This is a genomic window from Kosakonia sp. MUSA4, assembly GCF_013085925.1.
Lineage (GTDB): Bacteria > Pseudomonadota > Gammaproteobacteria > Enterobacterales > Enterobacteriaceae > Kosakonia > Kosakonia sacchari_B.
In genome coordinates this window covers 235,448-252,604 of record NZ_CP025697.1, presented here as the reverse complement: position 1 = coordinate 252,604, position 17,157 = coordinate 235,448, and the positions used below count along the sequence as shown (strand labels likewise).

Sequence of the window (17,157 nt, the reverse complement as noted above, 5' to 3'; positions counted from 1 at the left end):
CGTACTGGCTTCACGGATACCCATGCCTACCACTTCATCAAAAGACCTGCCGTGAAATCTCCGGATTCAGGGCAAAAAAAACCACCCAAATAAGGGTGGTTTTTGTGGTATTGCGGACTTAAAGCGCGCGCTGGCGCACCGCTTCAAACAGGCAGATGCCGGTCGCCACTGAGACGTTCAACGATGAAACGCTGCCCGCCATCGGGATGCTGATCAGCTCATCGCAGTGTTCACGCGTCAGGCGGCGCATACCTTCGCCTTCCGCGCCCATGACCAGCGCCATCGGCCCGGTCATTTTGCTCTGGAACAGAGTGTGGTCCGCTTCACCGGCGGTGCCAACGATCCAGATATTCTCTTCCTGCAACTGACGCATGGTGCGCGCGAGGTTGGTGACGCGGATCAGCGGAACGTTTTCCGCTGCGCCGCACGCCACTTTTTTCGCGGTCGCATTCAACTGGGCAGATTTGTCTTTCGGCACGATCACCGCGTGAACGCCTGCCGCATCTGCACTGCGCAAACAGGCGCCAAGATTATGCGGATCGGTAACGCCATCAAGGATCAGCAGGAACGGTTGTTCGAGGCTGGCGATCAGATCCGGCAGATCGTTCTCCTGATACTGACGCCCTGGTTTCACCCGTGCAATGATCCCCTGATGCACCGCGCCTTCGCTTTTCTCATCCAGATACTGGCGATTCGCCACCTGGATCACCACGCCCTGCGCTTCCAGCGCATGGATCAGCGGCAGCAGACGTTTGTCTTCGCGGCCTTTCAGAATAAAGACTTCCTGAAAACGCTCCGGGGCGCGCTCCAGCAGTGCCTGCACCGCATGGATGCCGTAAATCATTTCACTCATTGATGGTACTCGTTTGAGGCAGTTTCGCCGTGTTATGTGGGCTGTGATTCTCATCACCTGCGCTCATTATAACCGACACGCGCCGCAGAAAGTACCTCGCTAACTCAGATGCCGTTTTGCCTCCAGCCGTACACGATGCAGCACGTGCTGCTTGATCTCGCCATAGTGCGGATCGCCAGCGAGGGTTTCGATATCGCGATCGCGGCCAAACGGCAGAGAAATCTCTTCGACGATTTTGCCGGGGCGCGCTGACATGATCAGAATGCGGTCGGCGAGAAACAGCGCTTCATCCACATCATGCGTTACGAACAGCAGCGTGGTGCGCGTTTCCAGCCAGGCGCTGCGCAGCAGTTCCTGCATCATCAGCCGGGTTTGCGCATCCAGCGCGCCAAACGGCTCATCGAGCAGCAGCACATCCGGGCCGGGCAGCCAGGCGCGCGCCAGCGCGACACGTTGTTTCATGCCGCCGGAAAGCTGCCACGGCGCATGGTGTTCAAAACCTTTCAGCCCCACGCGCGCCAGCCAGTCCAGCGCCTGGGCGTTAACCTCTTCTTTGCGGTATTTGCCGAGCCGCGGGCCGAACGTCACGTTATCCAGCACCGATAACCACGGGAACAGGTTCGGCTGCTGGAAGATCATGCCGCGCGACGGTCCAGGCTGGCTCACCGTTTTTCCGGCCGCCAGAACCTGCCCGCTATCGGGCCGGGTAAACCCGGCAACCAGGTTGAGAATGGTGGATTTACCGCAGCCGGAGGGGCCAAGCAGCACAACAAATTCCCCCGGCGCCAGCGCCAGCGAGATATCCTCCAGCACCGTGAACGGTTGCGGTTTTGCCGCAAACGTCAGAGAAACATTTTCCAGCGCGATTTGTGCCGTCATCACTCTTTCCCCGCCCAGGGCACCAGACCGCGTTGTAGCCCTAACAGTAACAAATCCAGTAAGTAACCAATGCCGCCCAGCAGCAGAATGCCAAGCATGACAATGTCCGTCCGTAAATAAGAGCTGGCGTTGATCACCATCCAGCCGAGGCCGGAACTGGCGGCGACCATTTCGGCGGCGATCAGCGATGTCCAGCCAATGCCAATGGAAAGGCGCACGGTGGTAAACAACTCCGGCAATGCATCCGGTAGCACAACGCGCAAAAAGATCTGTCTTTTGGATGCTCCCAGCGTTTGCGCGACGCGAATGCGTGCGCGACCGATGCGTTCCACCGCCGCGCTGGCACCGACGACCACGCTTAAAAAGGTGGCAATAAAGATCAGAAAGAATTTCGACGCTTCACCAATCCCCAGCCAGACCACCGCCAGCGGGATCAGCGCAATCTTCGGTAGCGGGCGCAGGAACTGCACAAACGGGTTGAGCACCGCAGAAAGACCGTCGGATAAGCCCATCAACAAACCCAGTGGGATACCGATGACAATCGCCACCGCAAAAGCGCTCAGCGCTCGCGCCAGGCTGACAGCGACGTGCTGCCACAGCGGAACCTGGCGGTAACCGTCCGCCAGCAGCTCTTCGGCGGTCAGCCCAATGTCGGTCAGCGAAGGTAACAACAGCGGGTCCACCCATTGCCGGGTGGCCGCCACTTGCCAAATCACAAAAAAGATCGCCACTGACAGCACGCTGATGGCGATATGTTGACGCAGTTTCATTTTGCGGCTGCTGCCTCGCGGATGTAGCGCGAGTCGATGGCGCTATCCCAGTTCGCCGGGATATCGCGTTTGCGGATTTCGCCAATTCCGGCAAGGAAGTTCGAGGTTTTGCTCAGCGCTTTTCCGATGCCGCTCTCGCTGGTTTGCGTGCCGTTACCCAGCCACGCAGCAGTGCCCTGCTCGCTTAACGTGGGATACTCCAGCCCGCCGAGGGTATTGGCGGCGGTAGTCACCGGCGCGCCGACCTCTTTTGCTACAATCGCGGCGGCGCGTTCAGGATCCTTTTTGAACTCATCCACTTTCTGCTGGTGTACGCGCAGGAAGGCGGTCACCGCTTCCGGGTACTGCTCAGCAAAAGCTTTGCGCACCACGTAATTGTTGTAAATCAGGTAGCCCTCTTTTTGCAGATCTTTGGTGGCAAAGACCTGATGGCCGCCGGAGGATTCCAGCTCCTGGGCAAACGGCGCCCAGACGTAACCGGCATCGATATCGCCGCGTTTCCAGGCCGCCACCATTTCTGCCGGACGCAGCGGCAGCAAGGTAATTTTGCTGCGGTCGAGTTTATTCACGCTGATCGCGGCTTCCAGCGCATATTGCGCCGTCGAATTTGGCGGATAGGCCACGCGTTTTCCTTCGATATCACGCAGCGTTTTAATGCCATCTTTGCCAATTAAACGTTCGTAGCTGGCAATCACGCCGGAAACGCCGATAATTTCCACGGGTAATTTACGCACAATACCGGCCGTGGCCGGGCTGGAACCGAAATTGGCAATATCGATAGCATTGCTGGCGAAATAACTGAGCGCATCCGCGCCGGAGGCGAATTGCACCCACTGAACTTTCGTGTTTAAGGCTTTATCCAGCGAACCATCGGCTTTCGCCAACATTAATACCTGGGAACCGCCGCTATAAGCGACGCGTACTTCGGCTGGTGTAGCGGCAACGCTGGTATTTAGCCATAAGCTACCCGCTGCCAGTAATAAGCAGAGACTTTTTTTCATGTTATTAAACCTTGGATGTTATTAGCGCCGAACTACTATATCGACAGGCGGCGCTTTTATTTATTCGAATTATTGCGTTGGATATACGTGGAATAAGAATGGCGATAATCGAGCCAGATTTGTGCGCACTGCTGCGCCAGCGCCTGTGACGGATCGCAGGTTTGTGCGAGAAACGGCGCGGCAATCGCTTCCAGCGCAACCGGCACTTCAGTACAAGCCAGAATCAACTGTTGCGCGCCGCGCGCCAGTAACGCATTTGCCTGCTTTGCCAGCAATTCACCGCCCTCACGCAGTGCGCCGCGTTTCACGGCATAACAGCCGGGCACAAACCACTGTTGCAGTTCATCGTCATTCGGCAGCAGCACCTCAATTCCCTGCTGTGCCAGGCGCTGCTGATACCAACCCGCATCCAGCGTGCCTTGCGTGGCAATCAGCCCAACCCGCTGAGGTCTGTGCACTAAATTCGCCAGCGACGCCATTGTGGCATCCACAATGTGCAACAGCGGCGCGTTGCTGGCGCGGCTGAGTTCGTCATACCAGTGATGCGCGGTGTTGCAGGGAATAGCGATATGGCTGGCGCCCGCCTGATTAAGCTTTTCAATTCCCCGAAGCAACTGCGGCAGCGGCGATGGCCCCAGCCCGGCCAGCGCTTTTTGCCGATCGGCGATTTGCGGCACGTTCCACACCACCGACGGCAGTTGCTGCTGGTCGCTATCGGCAGGTGTCGCCTGTAACAGCTTGTGCTGAAAATCGAGCGTGGCGAGCGGCCCCATGCCGCCCAGCACGCCCAGTAAGAAGGGTTTAGCCATGGCGGGCATGCGCCTCCAGCACCTGGCGGTAACCGAATAGCCCGGCTGAGCCGCCGGTGTGGATAAACACCACATTTTCGTCATGCGTGAAGTAGCCTTTGCGAATCAGATCAATAAGCCCGGCGGCGCCTTTACCGGAATAAACCGGGTCGAGCAAAATGCCTTCATGGCGGGCAAACAGCGTCAGCGCTTCCAGCATGCCTTCTGTCGGCAAACCGTAACCATCACCGACGTAATCGCTATTGGCGGCTACCGCTTCACGTGGCAGATCGCCCGCCACGCCCAGCAGTTCGCGCGTGCGTGATGCCAGGTTCCAGACGTTCTCTTCCTGCTTCGCTTTCGGCGCGCGGACGCTGATGCCCAGCACCGGCACATGGCTGTTAGTAGCGGTGAAACCTGCCACCAGCCCGGCTTGCGTCCCGGTGCTGCCGGTCGCGTGGACGACATGATCGATGCGTAGCCGTAACTGTGAGGACTGGAATAACAGCTCTTCGGCGCAAGCAACGTAACCCAGCGCGCCGATGGCGTTGGAGCCGCCGCCGGGGATGACATACGGGCGATGTCCCTGTTCGCGCAACTGTTCGGCATACTCTTCCATGGCTTTTTGCATATCCGTGCCGCCCGGCAGATGGGCGACAATTTCACCGCCCAGCAACTCATCCAGCAGGATGTTGCCAGAGCGCTGATAATCTTCACCAAAATCGGTGACGCGTTTTTCCAGCAGCACTTTACTTGCCAGCCCGAGTTTCGCAGCGCCAGCAATGGTTTGCCGGACGTGGTTCGACTGCGTTGCGCCCTGGGTAATAATTACGTCTGCGTTTTTCGCCAGCGCATCCGCCAGCAAAAATTCCAGCTTGCGGGTTTTATTGCCGCCCGTCGCCAGACCGGTAGCGTCATCGCGTTTGATCCATATTTTGGGACCGCCCAGCAGCGCGCTTAACTTCTCCAGCGGTTCTAACGGCGTCGGGAAATGACCTAATGACAGGCGGGGGAAACGGGCCAGATGCATAATCGCTCCTTGGAAAACAGAGACCAACCGAAGCGAAATGCCACGGTTTTAATTCGGTAAATACGAGATGGATATTTACTATATAGATCTGTGTTCGCAGGCTAACGATAAATAATAAATATCGATGTGCAGGAAATAGCTAAGCTATAAAAAAAGCCCTTCACAGTGGAAGGGCTTCGCGGATATTACTGCTCGACTTTCTTTTTCGCCGCGCGTTTAGCTTTGGTGGCTGCGGCTATTTTTTGCGTTTTTGCCGAGGGGTTTTTGGCTTTTTTCGCTTTGCTTTTACCTTTACCTGCGGCATCACCGCGGAAGGCACTGTCCGGCTCAAAATTCACCTTTTTCCCCATCTGGCGACGCGGCGGTTTTTTACCGCCAACGTTTTTACCCGCAGCGCCTTTTTTCGTTCTTTCACGCTCGGTTTTACCGACATTGCGCGGCGCGCGTTCGCTGGAGATCAGCGAGAAGTCGATCTTACGCTCATCCATATTGACGGCTTCAACCTTCACTTCCACCCGATCGCCGAGGCGATAGGTTTGCCCGCCGGATTCGCCAATCAGGCGCTGACCAATCTGGTCAAAACGGTAGTAGTCGTTGTCCAGCGAGGAGACATGCACCAGGCCATCGATAAACAGATCGTTCAGGCGCACAAAGAAACCGAAGCCGGTGACGCTGGCGATAACGCCCGGGAAGGTGTTGCCCACCTGATCCTGCATGAAATCGCACTTCAGCCAGTCCGACACTTCACGGGTGGCTTCATCTGCGCGGCGTTCGGTCATCGAACAGTGCTGGCCCAGTTGCAGCACCTCTTCCATGCTGTAGTGCCAGCCGCCGGTTTCAGTGCTGTTGCCCTTCAGCCCCTGCTCTTTCGCCAGCAGATACTTAATGGCGCGGTGCAATGACAAGTCCGGATAACGGCGGATCGGCGACGTAAAGTGCGCATAGGATTGCAGCGCCAGCCCGAAGTGACCACGGTTTTCCGGATCGTAAATCGCCTGTTTCATCGAGCGCAGCAGCATAGTTTGCAGCATCTCGTGATCGGGACGATCGGCAATCGACTCCAGCAACTCGGCATAATCGCGCGGTTCCGGTTTGTTGCCGCCCGGCAGTTCCAGCCCCAGCTCGGCGAGCACGGAACGGAATGCGGTGATCGCATCGGTGGTCGGTTTATCGTGAATACGGAACAGCGCCGGTTCGCTGGCTTTCTCGACGAAGCGCGCTGCCGAGATGTTGGCGAGGATCATGCACTCTTCAATCAGTTTGTGCGCATCGTTACGCTGGGTCTGTTCGATGCGTTCAATACGGCGCTCGGCGTTGAAGATAAACTTCGCTTCTTCACTCTCAAACGAGATGCCGCCGCGTTCAGCACGCGCCTGGTCGAGCACTTTGTAGAGGTTATGCAACTCTTCGATATGCTTCACCAGCGGCGCATACTGCTCGCGCAGCTCCTGATCGCCCTGCAACATATGCCACACTTTGGTGTAGGTCAGACGCGCATGGGAGCTCATCACCGCTTCGTAGAATTTAAAACCGGTTAAACGGCCTTTCGTCGAGACGGTCATTTCGCAGACCATACACAGGCGATCCACCTGCGGGTTGAGCGAACAGAGACCGTTTGAGAGCACTTCCGGCAGCATAGGCACGACCTGCGACGGGAAGTATACCGATGTGCCACGATTGCGCGCTTCGTTGTCGAGCGATGTTCCGTGGCGCACGTAATAGCTCACATCGGCAATTGCCACCCACAAACGCCAGCCGCCGCCGCGTTTTTTCTCGCAATAGACAGCGTCATCGAAATCGCGGGCGTCTTCGCCATCAATAGTGACCAACGGCAGATCGCGCAGATCCACACGTCCCGCTTTTGCCTCTTCCGGTACTTGCTCTTTCAGCCCGGCAATCTGTTTTTCAACTTCTGGCGGCCACTGGTAGGGAATTTCATGGGTACGCAGCGCCATATCGACGGCCATGCCGGTACCCATATTGTCGCCGAGCACTTCAACAATCTTGCCAAGTGCTTTGGTGCGGCGTGTCGGACGCTGGGTTAACTCCACCACCACCACAAAGCCCATGCGCGCGCTCATGGTTTCTTCCGGCGGAATCAGAATGTCAAAGCTCATGCGGCTGTCGTCCGGCACCACAAAACCGACGCCAGCATCGGTGAAGTAACGGCCAACAATTTGCCCGGTTTTGGGCACCAGAATACGTACGATACGCGCTTCGCGGCGGCCTTTGCGATCGGCACCCAGCGGCTGCGCCAGCACCTGGTCACCGTGGATGCAGGTTTTCATCTGCTCGCTGGAGAGGTAAAGATCGTCTTTACGCCCTTCGACGCGCAGGAAGCCATAGCCGTCGCGGTGGCCGATCACCACACCTTTCAGCAAGTCCAGACGTTCCGGCAAGGCGTAGCACTGACGGCGGGTGAACACCAGCTGGCCGTCACGCTCCATGGCGCGCAAACGACGGCGCAGCGCTTCATTTTGTTCTTCGCCTTCGATTTTCAGTTCAACCGCCAGTTCATCGCGGCTGGCTGGTTTTTCGCGTTTGGCTAAGTGATCGAGGATAAATTCGCGGCTGGGAATGGGGTTGGTATATTTTTCAGATTCTCGTTCGAGGAAAGGATCTTGTGACATTGCGGGTCCTCCGTAGTCAGCTCTGGCGGAAATTTTCGTCATTCCACCAGCAATAATTTGTAAAGCGGTTGATTCTCTTCAACCAAATCGGCCAACGTGTAGTTATCCAGCTCCTTGAGAAAACTTTGCACGGCTTTGGCAAGCGCCTTTTTCAGGCGGCATGCAGTGGTGATATGGCAAAATTCGCTGCTGCAATTGACCAGCGCAAGCGGCTCCAGCGAACGGACGACATCACCAATGCGGATATCCTGCGCGGGTTTCCCCAGCCGAATCCCACCGTTTTTCCCTCTCACGGCCGTGACATAGCCTTCACGACTTAACTGGTTGATTATTTTGACCATATGATTACGGGATACGCCATAGGTTTCTGTGACTTCAGTAATACTGGTCATTTTTCCATCAGGCAGCGATGCCATATAGATCAGGGCGCGTAAACCATAATCGGTAAAACTCGTTAACTGCACATCAACCTCAGTAAATGGGAAAAGATGAGATACCCGCAGGTATTGACTCTATTGATGATAAACCAGCCACTAGTCATGCCGCTAATTTATTTGAACAGAAGGGTAAAAAAAGCGAGGAGACGGGACGCGCAAAACGCGCCCCGGAACAACATTACGCGTCGAACGGATCGCGCAGGATCATGGTTTCAGTACGATCCGGGCCAGTTGAGATAATATCAATCGGCACACCAGTAAGTTCTTCAATACGTTTGATGTAATTCAGCGCCGCCTGCGGCAGACCGCTGCGATCTTTCACACCAAAAGTAGACTCAGACCAGCCAGGCATGGTTTCGTAAATCGGTTCGATACCTTCCCAGTTGTCAGCAGCCAGCGGCGTGGTCGTCACTTCGCGGCCATCTGGCATACGATAAGCAACGCAGATTTTCACCTCTTTCAGGCCATCCAGCACGTCCAGCTTGGTCAGGCAGAAGCCAGAGAGGGAGTTGATCTGCACGGCGCGACGCACCGCAACCGCATCCAGCCAGCCGGTACGGCGGCGGCGACCGGTAGTAGCACCGTATTCGTTACCCTGTTTGCACAGGAACTCGCCAATATCGTCGAACAGCTCGGTCGGGAACGGACCTGCGCCCACACGCGTGGAGTATGCTTTGATAATACCCAGCACGTAATCAACGTAACGCGGACCAAGACCAGAACCGGTAGCGACGCCGCCAGCCGTGGTGTTGGAAGAGGTTACGTACGGATAGGTGCCGTGATCGATGTCCAGCAGCGTACCCTGTGCGCCTTCGAACATGACGAAATCGCCACGTTTACGCGCCTGATCCAGCAGGTCGGAAACATCCACAACCATCGCAGTCAGGATGTCGGCAATCGCCATCACATCATCCAGCACTTTCTGGTAGTCAACGGCTTCCACTTTGTAGAAGTTCACCAGTTGGAAGTTGTGATATTCCATCACTTCTTTCAGTTTGTCGGCGAAAGTCGCTTTATCGAACAGATCGCCCACGCGCAGACCGCGACGAGCCACTTTATCTTCGTACGCAGGGCCGATGCCACGGCCGGTGGTGCCGATAGCTTTCGCGCCGCGCGCTTTTTCACGCGCAACGTCAAGCGCCACGTGATAATCAAGGATTAACGGGCATGCTTCGGAAAGCAGCAGACGTTCACGAACCGGGATACCACGGTCTTCCAGTTCTTTCATCTCTTTCATCAGCGCCGCCGGAGACAGCACAACGCCGTTACCGATAATGCTGGTGACGTTTTCGCGAAGAATGCCTGATGGAATAAGATGGAGGACGGTTTTTTCACCGTTGATTACGAGAGTATGGCCTGCGTTGTGACCGCCCTGGTAGCGCACAACATATTTAGCCCGTTCAGTCAGAAGATCAACAATCTTCCCTTTACCTTCGTCACCCCATTGGGTGCCCAGTACGACGACGTTGTTACCCATTTTTCAAAATCACCGTTTGCTTAAAAATGGATTCTACCACCGCTTTTTTTCAGATTCAGCACTTTTTCCGCGCAAAATTGACCAAAGACGCCCACTTTTCACTCAGCCAATCGTTTTCCTCAACATGTAGTAGATCACTACTCCCGCAACCACAAGCCCACCGCCAAAACGACGCAGAAGATGGTCCGGAAGCAGGCTCAGCGAGGCAATCATACGCCGCCAGGCACGCGGATAAAGCATCGGACCAAGGCCTTCAAAGACCAAAACCAGCGCCAGGGCGAGCCAGATTGTCGAATTCATGTCTAATCCTTAAAAAACAAAACCACCGCCGGGTTTTGGCGGTGGTTTTTACCATGAAAACCGCAGGCGCAAACTTAGCGCGTCGCGGAAGTCGGCGTTTTCATATAACGGAAGAAATCGCTGTCCGGGCTGAGCACCATCACATCCTGGTTGCTATCAAAACTATTTTCGTATGCGCGCAGGCTACGGATAAAGGCATAGAAATCCGGGTCCTGGCTAAAGGCATCGGCAAACAGTTTTGCCGCTTCAGCATCACCTTCACCGCGCAGGATACGCCCCTGACGCTCAGATTCCGCCAGTGTTTTCGTCACTTCGTAATCCGCGGCAGCACGCAGTTTTTCCGCTTCTTCCTGGCCCTGCGAACGGTGACGACGGGCTACCGCTTCACGCTCGGCGCGCATACGGTTGTAGATCGCATCCGACACTTCTGCCGGCAGGTTGATCTGCTTGATACGCACGTCGATCACTTCGATACCCAGCGCCGCCATACTGTTCGGGTTGATAACCGGTACTTTACCGTTGGTTTCAGCCTGTACGCGCTCTGCGGCTTTCGCAATGGCGTCATCTGCTGCCGGCGTCGCCACTTCGTCTTCCGTCCCCGCAGAACCGGAGTTCAGCGCATCACGCACTTCCAGAGTCAGACGGCCACGAGAATCGGTAACGATGTCTTTCACATCCAGACGACCAATTTCAGAACGCAGACGGTCAGAAAACTTACGTTTCAGCAGCACCTCGGCCTGGGAGACGTCACCGCCGCCGGTCGCCAGGTAATAACGGCTGAAATCGCTGATGCGCCACTTGATATAAGAGTCAACAATCAGGTCTTTCTTCTCTTTAGTAACAAAGCGATCGGCCTGGTTATCCATGGTCTGAATACGCGCATCAAGCAGTTTAACCGATTCGATAAACGGCAGCTTAAAGTGCAAGCCCGGCTCATAAACCAGCGGTTTATTTTCGTCGTCGCGCAATACCTTACCAAAGCGCAGCGAAATTCCGCGCTCGCCTTCTTTCACCACAAAAATAGAGGTGTAGAGCACTACCAGCACGATGATGATGATCGCGATAACTGACTTACGCATCGTTATTCCCCCTGACGCTGGTAGTCGTTACGCTGCGCGTTTACGCGGCGTTGGTCCATGATGTCTCCGGCAGATGGTGCCGGGGCGCTGTTTGCACTGCTGCCAGAGTTTGACGCAGGCGGCAGGCGCAGCAGGTTGTTTGCGCCACTGCTATCACTCTTTGCCGCAGGCGCGCTCGCGCCGCCTTTCAGCATCTGATCCAGCGGCAGCACCATCAGGTTGCCGCCTTTATCGTTAACCAGCACCTTGCGGGTATGGCTCAGCACTTTTTCCATGGTTTCGATATACAGACGCTCGCGGGTAATTTCCGGCGCGGCTTTATATTCCGGCAGGATCTTCGCGAAACGCGCCACTTCACCCTGCGCTTCCAGGACGGTCTGCGTCTTATAAGCACGCGCCTCTTCGAGAATACGCTGTGCCTGGCCGTTTGCGCGCGGCTGTACTTCGTTGCTGTAAGCTTCCGCTTCACGGATGTACTGCTGCTCGTTTTCACGTGCTGCAATCGCGTCGTCAAACGCAGCCTTCACCTCTTCCGGCGGGCGCGCAGCCTGGAAGTTGACGTCGAGCAGGGTAATCCCCATGTTGTACGGACGAATGGTCTCTTCCAGCTCACGCTGGGTATCGCTACGAATAACGGTACGCCCTTCGGTCAGAATACGATCCATGGAATATTTACCGATTACACCGCGCAGGGCGCTGTCGGTTGCCTGGCGCAGACTGTCGTCGGCGCTGGTAACGCTGAACAGGTAACGCTCAGGATCGGTCACGCGGTACTGCACGTTCATCTCAACGCGCACGACGTTTTCATCAGAAGTAAGCATCACGCCGGAAGCCGCCAGTTCACGAACCGATTCGACGTTTACCGCCGTCACGCTATCGATAAAGGTTGGCTTCCAGTTCAGACCTGGCTCAACCAAATGGCTGAACTTGCCGAAGCGCGTAACGACGCCGCGTTCTGCTTCTTTAATGGTATAGAACCCGGTCGCAGCCCAGATAATCACGGCTGCAGCGGCAACGATGCCGACAATGCGTCCGCCCGCCTGACCGCGAGGGCCAGAGGAACCAGGCGCGCCGCCGGTACTCTTACCACCGCCCAGGCCACCGAGCTTTTTACTCAGTTTGCGGAAAATATCATCCAGATCAGGTGGCCCCTGATCGCGACCGCCTTTGTTTCCATTTCCCTCAGAGTTGCCGCCTGGTTTGCTGCTTCCCCACGGGTCGCGGTCCTGTCCGTTGTTACCGGGCTGATTCCACGCCATGTATGTGCTCCATATGTATATATCGTGCGGTGTATGCCCGGCCTCGCGGGCACCCCCAAAGGGGAAAAATCTTCAGGCTGCCGGTCAAACGACGTATTCTTCGAGTGCCGGTTCTTGTTTACAGAGTCGACGCCAGTCGACAATCGGCATACGCACCTGCATACCTACGCTGCCATCGTCTTCCATCCACTCTTTTTCTATTGCCTGAAGCTGGTAAAACCGACTTCTCAGACGCCCTGCCTGCGGTGGTAAACGCAACGTGTGCTGCGCGACTTCACCGGAAAGACGCTCTGTTAAAGCCTGGAATAACAGTGGTACGCCAACGCCCGTCTGCGCAGAGAGCCAGACGCGAATTGGTTTATTCTCTTCATCCCGGTCGATACGCGGCTCAAAATCTTCCAGCATATCGATCTTATTCATCACCAGCAGCGTTGGGATCTCGTGCGCTTCAATCTCTTCAAGCACCGTATTCACTGCATCAATGTTCTCTTGCACGCGCACATCGGCGGCGTCAATAACATGCAGCAGCAGCGTCGCCTGACGCGTCTCCTGCAAGGTCGCTTTAAATGCAGCCACCAGATCGTGCGGCAGATGGCGAATAAACCCGACCGTATCGGCCAGCACGGTTTCGCCGACATCCGCTACGTCAATGCGACGAAGCGTGGGATCCAGCGTCGCAAATAGCTGATCCGCCGCGTAGACTTGCGCTTCGGTAATCTGGTTAAACAACGTGGATTTACCGGCGTTGGTATAGCCCACCAGCGAAACCGTTGGAATATCGGCTTTCATGCGGGAGCGACGTCCCTGCTCGCGCTGCTTCTCAACTTTTTCAAGACGCGAGAGGATCTGGGTAATTCGATTACGCAGCAAACGACGGTCGGTTTCGAGCTGGGTTTCACCCGGACCGCGCAAACCAATCCCGCCTTTTTGTCGTTCAAGGTGGGTCCAGCCACGCACCAGACGCGTCGCCAGATGGCGCAACTGCGCCAGCTCAACCTGCAATTTCCCCTCGTGCGTGCGCGCACGTTGGGCAAAAATATCTAAAATCAGACCAGTGCGATCGATAACCCGACATTCGCACAGTCTCTCCAGGTTTCGTTCCTGGGCGGGGGTTAGCGCATGATCAAAGAGCACGACGGAAGCGCCCGCTGCTTTTACGGCATCCGCAATTTCTACTGCTTTACCTTCACCAACAAAGTACTTGGGGTGCGGTGCTTTACGGCTACCGGTAATCACCTGCATTGCTTCGACACCGGCGGAAGAAACCAGAGATTCAAACTCCTGGAGATCTTCCATATCTTTGTCTTGCGAAAAATAGATGTGTACCAGTACCGCCTGCTCACCGGCGTCATAACGGTCAAACAAGCGTAAACCCTCATAAAATACCAGCGGGGAACACAGCTTAACTGGCTCCCCGATCTGGAAAATCAGCCGTCAACCTTATTCGGTTTCTTCGCCGTCTTGCTGTGCAGAGCCCTGCGCGTTGCTACCGTGATGGTAGTTACTGCTGGTACCGCCGCCCGCATTGTTGCTGTGATGAGAAACCGGACGAGATGGAACAACAGTAGAAATCGCGTGCTTATAGACCATCTGGCTGACCGTGTTCTTCAACAGAATCACGAACTGATCGAAAGACTCAATTTGCCCTTGCAGCTTAATACCATTCACCAAATAAATTGAAACTGGAACACGTTCCCGACGCAGTGCGTTCAGGAACGGATCTTGTAAAGATTGCCCCTTAGCCATTCTATCTTTTCCTTATATGCTTGTTTTGTACTTAGAACCCGAAGGTTCTGAAAACTGCGTAAAAATTCGCGCACGATACGACTTAATTGTACACATTCACCCTGCGATAGCACTAACAACCTGTAACACGTCACGGTAAGACTTTTCTGGCTTTTCACTCTCTAACCAGTGAACGCCATCCCAGCCCCGCAACCAGGTTATCTGCCGCTTGGCTAACTGCCTCGTGGCGCAAATACCTCGATAAACCATTTCATCGTATGTGATTTCACCTTCAAGATACGACCACATCTGGCGGTATCCCACACAACGAATGGAAGGCATATCCGTATGCAAATCTCCGCGAGCAAAAAGCGCCCGCACTTCTGCTTCAAAACCTGAAGCTAACATCTGATGAAAACGCTGCTCGATCCGTTGATGGAGCAGTTCACGGCTCGCCGGGGCGATGGCGAACTGATGCACCTGGTAAGGCAGAGCGTCTCCTGACGTTTGCGTCAGATCCGTTAAAGTTTTACCCGAAATGAAAAAAACTTCCAGTGCCCGGGAAAGCCTTTGCGGATCATTTGGATGAATCCGCGCTGCCGCAACGGGGTCAATCTCCCGTAACTGCTGATGCAACGCTTCCCATCCACGCTCTGCCGCCTGTTTTTCTATTTCCGCTCTGACTTTTGCATCTGCTGATGGCAGGGGCGATAACCCTTCCAGTAGCGCTTTAAAGTAGAGCATTGTACCGCCCACCAGCAGAGGAATGCGCCCTGCTTCGGTGATCTCCTGCATCGCCGCCAGTGCATCGCGGCGAAAATCGGCGGCGGAATAAACCTGCGCGGGATCGAGAATGTCCAGCAACCGGTGCGGTGCGGCGCGTAATTCTTCCGCGCTCGGCTTGGCGGTGCCGATATCCATGCCCTGATAAATAAGGGCAGAATCAACGCTTATCAACTCTACTGGCAAAACTTTACGTAACTCAATGGCTAACGCAGTCTTGCCGGAGGCCGTCGGCCCCATCAAAAAAATTGCCTTCGGCAGGCTTGCCTTACTCACTTCACTCATGTTTCAGGGCGTTCATCGCCGTTTGTAGCTCTACAGGTTGTAATAAACCATCTGGCGGAGTCTTCACCAGATGCGGACAAAGCCGTTCGACGTCGGCCAGCAGGGTAATCGCCTGCGCCACACTCCATTGCGGATGATCGCTCGCCAGATGACGAGCCAGCCACTGGGCTATATTCACCGCATCAATGCTTGTCTGCTGCGCCAGGTAGCCTATCAGAGCAGGAATCAAGATTTGTAAATTTTGTTGGCGCAAGGGTAAAGGCACTGCACGAATGGTCACATGCTGGCCATCCAGCAGCAATTCAATCCCCATTACTGCCAGCACCGGCTGTGCACGCTTCAGCGCCGTACTCTCCTCAGTGGAGATTTTTAAACGTACCGGGATCAGCAGCGGCTGGCCGCATACCGGCGCATTGTCCGGGGAAAGCTGCGCCAGTCGCAGCCAACGTTCAGCCACCGGCAGCGCCAACAGCGCAAGGTTGCCATCACGCTCAAGCAAGGCAAAATGCGGTGCGATCAAAGTCAGCACGCGGCCAAAACTCTGGCAATGCCCTTCCAGTGCAGGAGCAACAGAAGTAACGCTTTCGGTTTTACGTTCAGCCGCGGGCGTTTCCAGCAACTGGCGATAGAGCGCCCCCTGCTGTTTCTGATACCCCGGCTGCGCATTCGGCCACGGTTGCCCCGTAGCACCGTTGCCCCCGCGTGATGCGCCGGAAGCAGGTGATGAATAACGCGGTGCATCGGGTTCCCGGGCAACGGGTGGCGCAGCAAACTGGTTACGCCCGGCTGCAACACGGTTCTCCGGCAACGCGCGCGGCGCAGGCTCCTCTTCCAGTTGAAGCGGCGTTTCGAGCTGCTGTTGCAGCACACTCAATACGCCCTGATAGATAAAATCATGCACCAGACGCGATTGATGGAAGCGTACTTCATGTTTTGCCGGATGCACATTCACATCCACCTGGTGCGGGTCAATTTTCAGATAAAGCACAAAAGCAGGCTGCTGATCGGCACCCAGCTTATCTTCACATGCTTGTCGAATGGCGTGATTAATTAACCGGTCGCGCATCATGCGACCATTCACGTAGCAATACTGGATCTCAGCAAACGCGTTGCTGGTGCTTTTAGGATCGGCCACCCAGCCATGCAGAGATAAATCGCCGTGCTGCCATGCAATCTCCAGCGCCTGTTCCAGAAACGCCGTGCCGCATATCGCGCCAAGCCGACGCTCTTTTGGTGCTCCTTCGGCAACTGCGCGGTACTGGCGCACCATTTTACCGTTGTGATTCAGATTGATAGTGACGTCAAAACGCGCCAGTGCAATGCGACGGATCACCTCATCGATATGACCAAACTCGGTTTTTTCCGTACGCATAAACTTACGCCGCGCCGGCGTGTTGTAGAACAGATCCAGCACTTCCAGCGTGGTGCCAACAGGGTGCGCAGCAGGTTTTACCGTTACGTCCATATCGCGGCCTTCCGCGTAGGCTTGCCACGCTTCTTGCTGATCGGCGGTACGGGAGGTGAGCGTTAAACGGGAGACTGAACTGATACTGGCCAGCGCTTCGCCACGAAAACCGAGGCTGATAATCGCTTCCAGATCGTCAAGCGAGGCGATTTTACTGGTGGCATGGCGAGCCAGCGCAAGCGCCAGCTCGTCTTTCTTGATGCCGCTGCCATTATCGCGGATGCGAATAAGCTTCGCACCGCCGCGTTCGATGTCGATATCGATACGCGTCGCTCCGGCATCAAGGCTGTTTTCCACCAACTCTTTCACCACCGACGCAGGGCGTTCAACCACTTCGCCAGCGGCGATCTGGTTCGCAAGCTGCGGCGGTAGAACCTGTATCGGCATGAAAAATAT

The 17,157-nt window shown here is 55.6% G+C and carries 16 protein-coding genes; all 16 read right to left on the bottom strand.

Annotated elements, in window-relative coordinates; all coding sequences use genetic code 11:
* Window positions 1-118 precede the first annotated feature (118 nt).
* The 16 genes from rlmB to mutL all read right to left on the bottom strand — a co-directional run bounded on the left by rlmB (window position 119) and on the right by mutL (window position 17,148).
* A complete protein-coding gene (gene rlmB, locus C0557_RS01155) occupies window positions 119-853 on the bottom strand; it encodes a 23S rRNA (guanosine(2251)-2'-O)-methyltransferase RlmB (RefSeq protein ID WP_208657212.1) in 735 nt (244 codons plus the stop codon).
* A gap of 99 nt (window positions 854-952) precedes the next feature.
* Window positions 953-1,732 (bottom strand): ABC transporter ATP-binding protein, encoded by a 780-nt coding sequence (locus C0557_RS01150; RefSeq protein ID WP_074774207.1) that lies wholly within the window; start codon window positions 1,730-1,732, stop codon window positions 953-955.
* Window positions 1,732-2,502 carry an ABC transporter permease gene (locus C0557_RS01145; RefSeq protein ID WP_071920082.1) on the bottom strand — a complete coding sequence of 257 codons (771 nt, stop codon included), beginning with the start codon at window positions 2,500-2,502 and terminating at the stop codon, window positions 1,732-1,734. The genes C0557_RS01150 and C0557_RS01145 overlap by 1 nt, the downstream gene beginning before the upstream one ends.
* Complete coding sequence (locus C0557_RS01140) at window positions 2,499-3,503, bottom strand: glycine betaine ABC transporter substrate-binding protein (RefSeq protein WP_043955454.1); 1,005 nt, start codon at window positions 3,501-3,503, stop codon at window positions 2,499-2,501. The genes C0557_RS01145 and C0557_RS01140 overlap by 4 nt, the downstream gene beginning before the upstream one ends.
* A 56-nt stretch (window positions 3,504-3,559) precedes the next feature.
* A complete protein-coding gene (locus tag C0557_RS01135; protein ID WP_208657211.1) occupies window positions 3,560-4,312 on the bottom strand; it encodes an aspartate/glutamate racemase family protein in 753 nt (250 codons plus the stop codon).
* Entirely contained in the window at window positions 4,305-5,321 is a 1,017-nt protein-coding gene (locus C0557_RS01130) for a D-cysteine desulfhydrase (protein ID WP_208657210.1), read from the bottom strand. The genes C0557_RS01135 and C0557_RS01130 overlap by 8 nt, the downstream gene beginning before the upstream one ends.
* A gap of 185 nt (window positions 5,322-5,506) precedes the next feature.
* Complete coding sequence (gene rnr / locus C0557_RS01125) at window positions 5,507-7,951, bottom strand: ribonuclease R (RefSeq protein WP_208657209.1); 2,445 nt, start codon at window positions 7,949-7,951, stop codon at window positions 5,507-5,509.
* A gap of 38 nt (window positions 7,952-7,989) precedes the next feature.
* Complete coding sequence (nsrR, locus tag C0557_RS01120; protein WP_208657208.1) at window positions 7,990-8,415, bottom strand: nitric oxide-sensing transcriptional repressor NsrR; 426 nt, start codon at window positions 8,413-8,415, stop codon at window positions 7,990-7,992.
* A gap of 151 nt (window positions 8,416-8,566) precedes the next feature.
* The gene (gene purA / locus C0557_RS01115) at window positions 8,567-9,865 is read right to left on the bottom strand and encodes an adenylosuccinate synthase (protein ID WP_017459166.1); all 1,299 of its coding nucleotides are present in this window, start codon (window positions 9,863-9,865) and stop codon (window positions 8,567-8,569) included.
* A gap of 102 nt (window positions 9,866-9,967) precedes the next feature.
* The gene (locus tag C0557_RS01110; protein WP_035886960.1) at window positions 9,968-10,165 is read right to left on the bottom strand and encodes a DUF2065 domain-containing protein; all 198 of its coding nucleotides are present in this window, start codon (window positions 10,163-10,165) and stop codon (window positions 9,968-9,970) included.
* 74 nt (window positions 10,166-10,239) lie between these two features.
* Window positions 10,240-11,244, bottom strand: a complete 1,005-nt coding sequence (gene hflC / locus C0557_RS01105; protein ID WP_007372742.1) for a protease modulator HflC — start codon at window positions 11,242-11,244, stop codon at window positions 10,240-10,242.
* A gap of 2 nt (window positions 11,245-11,246) precedes the next feature.
* Entirely contained in the window at window positions 11,247-12,503 is a 1,257-nt protein-coding gene (gene hflK / locus C0557_RS01100; protein ID WP_064568701.1) for an FtsH protease activity modulator HflK, read from the bottom strand.
* 84 nt (window positions 12,504-12,587) lie between these two features.
* Window positions 12,588-13,868, bottom strand: coding sequence for a ribosome rescue GTPase HflX (gene hflX, locus C0557_RS01095; RefSeq protein ID WP_074774192.1), 1,281 nt, complete (start codon window positions 13,866-13,868; stop codon window positions 12,588-12,590).
* Between the two features lie 75 nt (window positions 13,869-13,943).
* On the bottom strand, window positions 13,944-14,249 hold the full coding sequence (hfq, locus tag C0557_RS01090; protein WP_007372739.1) for an RNA chaperone Hfq: 306 nt from the start codon (window positions 14,247-14,249) through the stop codon (window positions 13,944-13,946).
* Between the two features lie 96 nt (window positions 14,250-14,345).
* On the bottom strand, window positions 14,346-15,296 hold the full coding sequence (gene miaA, locus C0557_RS01085; protein ID WP_208657207.1) for a tRNA (adenosine(37)-N6)-dimethylallyltransferase MiaA: 951 nt from the start codon (window positions 15,294-15,296) through the stop codon (window positions 14,346-14,348).
* Window positions 15,289-17,148 carry a DNA mismatch repair endonuclease MutL gene (mutL, locus tag C0557_RS01080; protein ID WP_208657206.1) on the bottom strand — a complete coding sequence of 620 codons (1,860 nt, stop codon included), beginning with the start codon at window positions 17,146-17,148 and terminating at the stop codon, window positions 15,289-15,291. Before mutL ends, miaA begins: the two co-directional genes overlap by 8 nt.
* Window positions 17,149-17,157 lie beyond the last annotated feature (9 nt).

Coding starts and splice junctions, on each gene's coding strand:
- rlmB (WP_208657212.1), bottom strand. CDS start 853: ATGAGTGAAATGATTTACGGCATCCATGCGGTGCAGGCACTGCTGGAG.
- C0557_RS01150 (WP_074774207.1), bottom strand. CDS start 1,732: ATGACGGCACAAATCGCGCTGGAAAATGTTTCTCTGACGTTTGCGGCA.
- C0557_RS01145 (WP_071920082.1), bottom strand. CDS start 2,502: ATGAAACTGCGTCAACATATCGCCATCAGCGTGCTGTCAGTGGCGATC.
- C0557_RS01140 (WP_043955454.1), bottom strand. CDS start 3,503: ATGAAAAAAAGTCTCTGCTTATTACTGGCAGCGGGTAGCTTATGGCTA.
- C0557_RS01135 (WP_208657211.1), bottom strand. CDS start 4,312: ATGGCTAAACCCTTCTTACTGGGCGTGCTGGGCGGCATGGGGCCGCTC.
- C0557_RS01130 (WP_208657210.1), bottom strand. CDS start 5,321: ATGCATCTGGCCCGTTTCCCCCGCCTGTCATTAGGTCATTTCCCGACG.
- rnr (WP_208657209.1), bottom strand. CDS start 7,951: ATGTCACAAGATCCTTTCCTCGAACGAGAATCTGAAAAATATACCAAC.
- purA (WP_017459166.1), bottom strand. CDS start 9,865: ATGGGTAACAACGTCGTCGTACTGGGCACCCAATGGGGTGACGAAGGT.
- C0557_RS01110 (WP_035886960.1), bottom strand. CDS start 10,165: ATGAATTCGACAATCTGGCTCGCCCTGGCGCTGGTTTTGGTCTTTGAA.
- hflC (WP_007372742.1), bottom strand. CDS start 11,244: ATGCGTAAGTCAGTTATCGCGATCATCATCATCGTGCTGGTAGTGCTC.
- hflK (WP_064568701.1), bottom strand. CDS start 12,503: ATGGCGTGGAATCAGCCCGGTAACAACGGACAGGACCGCGACCCGTGG.
- hfq (WP_007372739.1), bottom strand. CDS start 14,249: ATGGCTAAGGGGCAATCTTTACAAGATCCGTTCCTGAACGCACTGCGT.
- miaA (WP_208657207.1), bottom strand. CDS start 15,296: ATGAGTGAAGTGAGTAAGGCAAGCCTGCCGAAGGCAATTTTTTTGATG.
- mutL (WP_208657206.1), bottom strand. CDS start 17,148: ATGCCGATACAGGTTCTACCGCCGCAGCTTGCGAACCAGATCGCCGCT.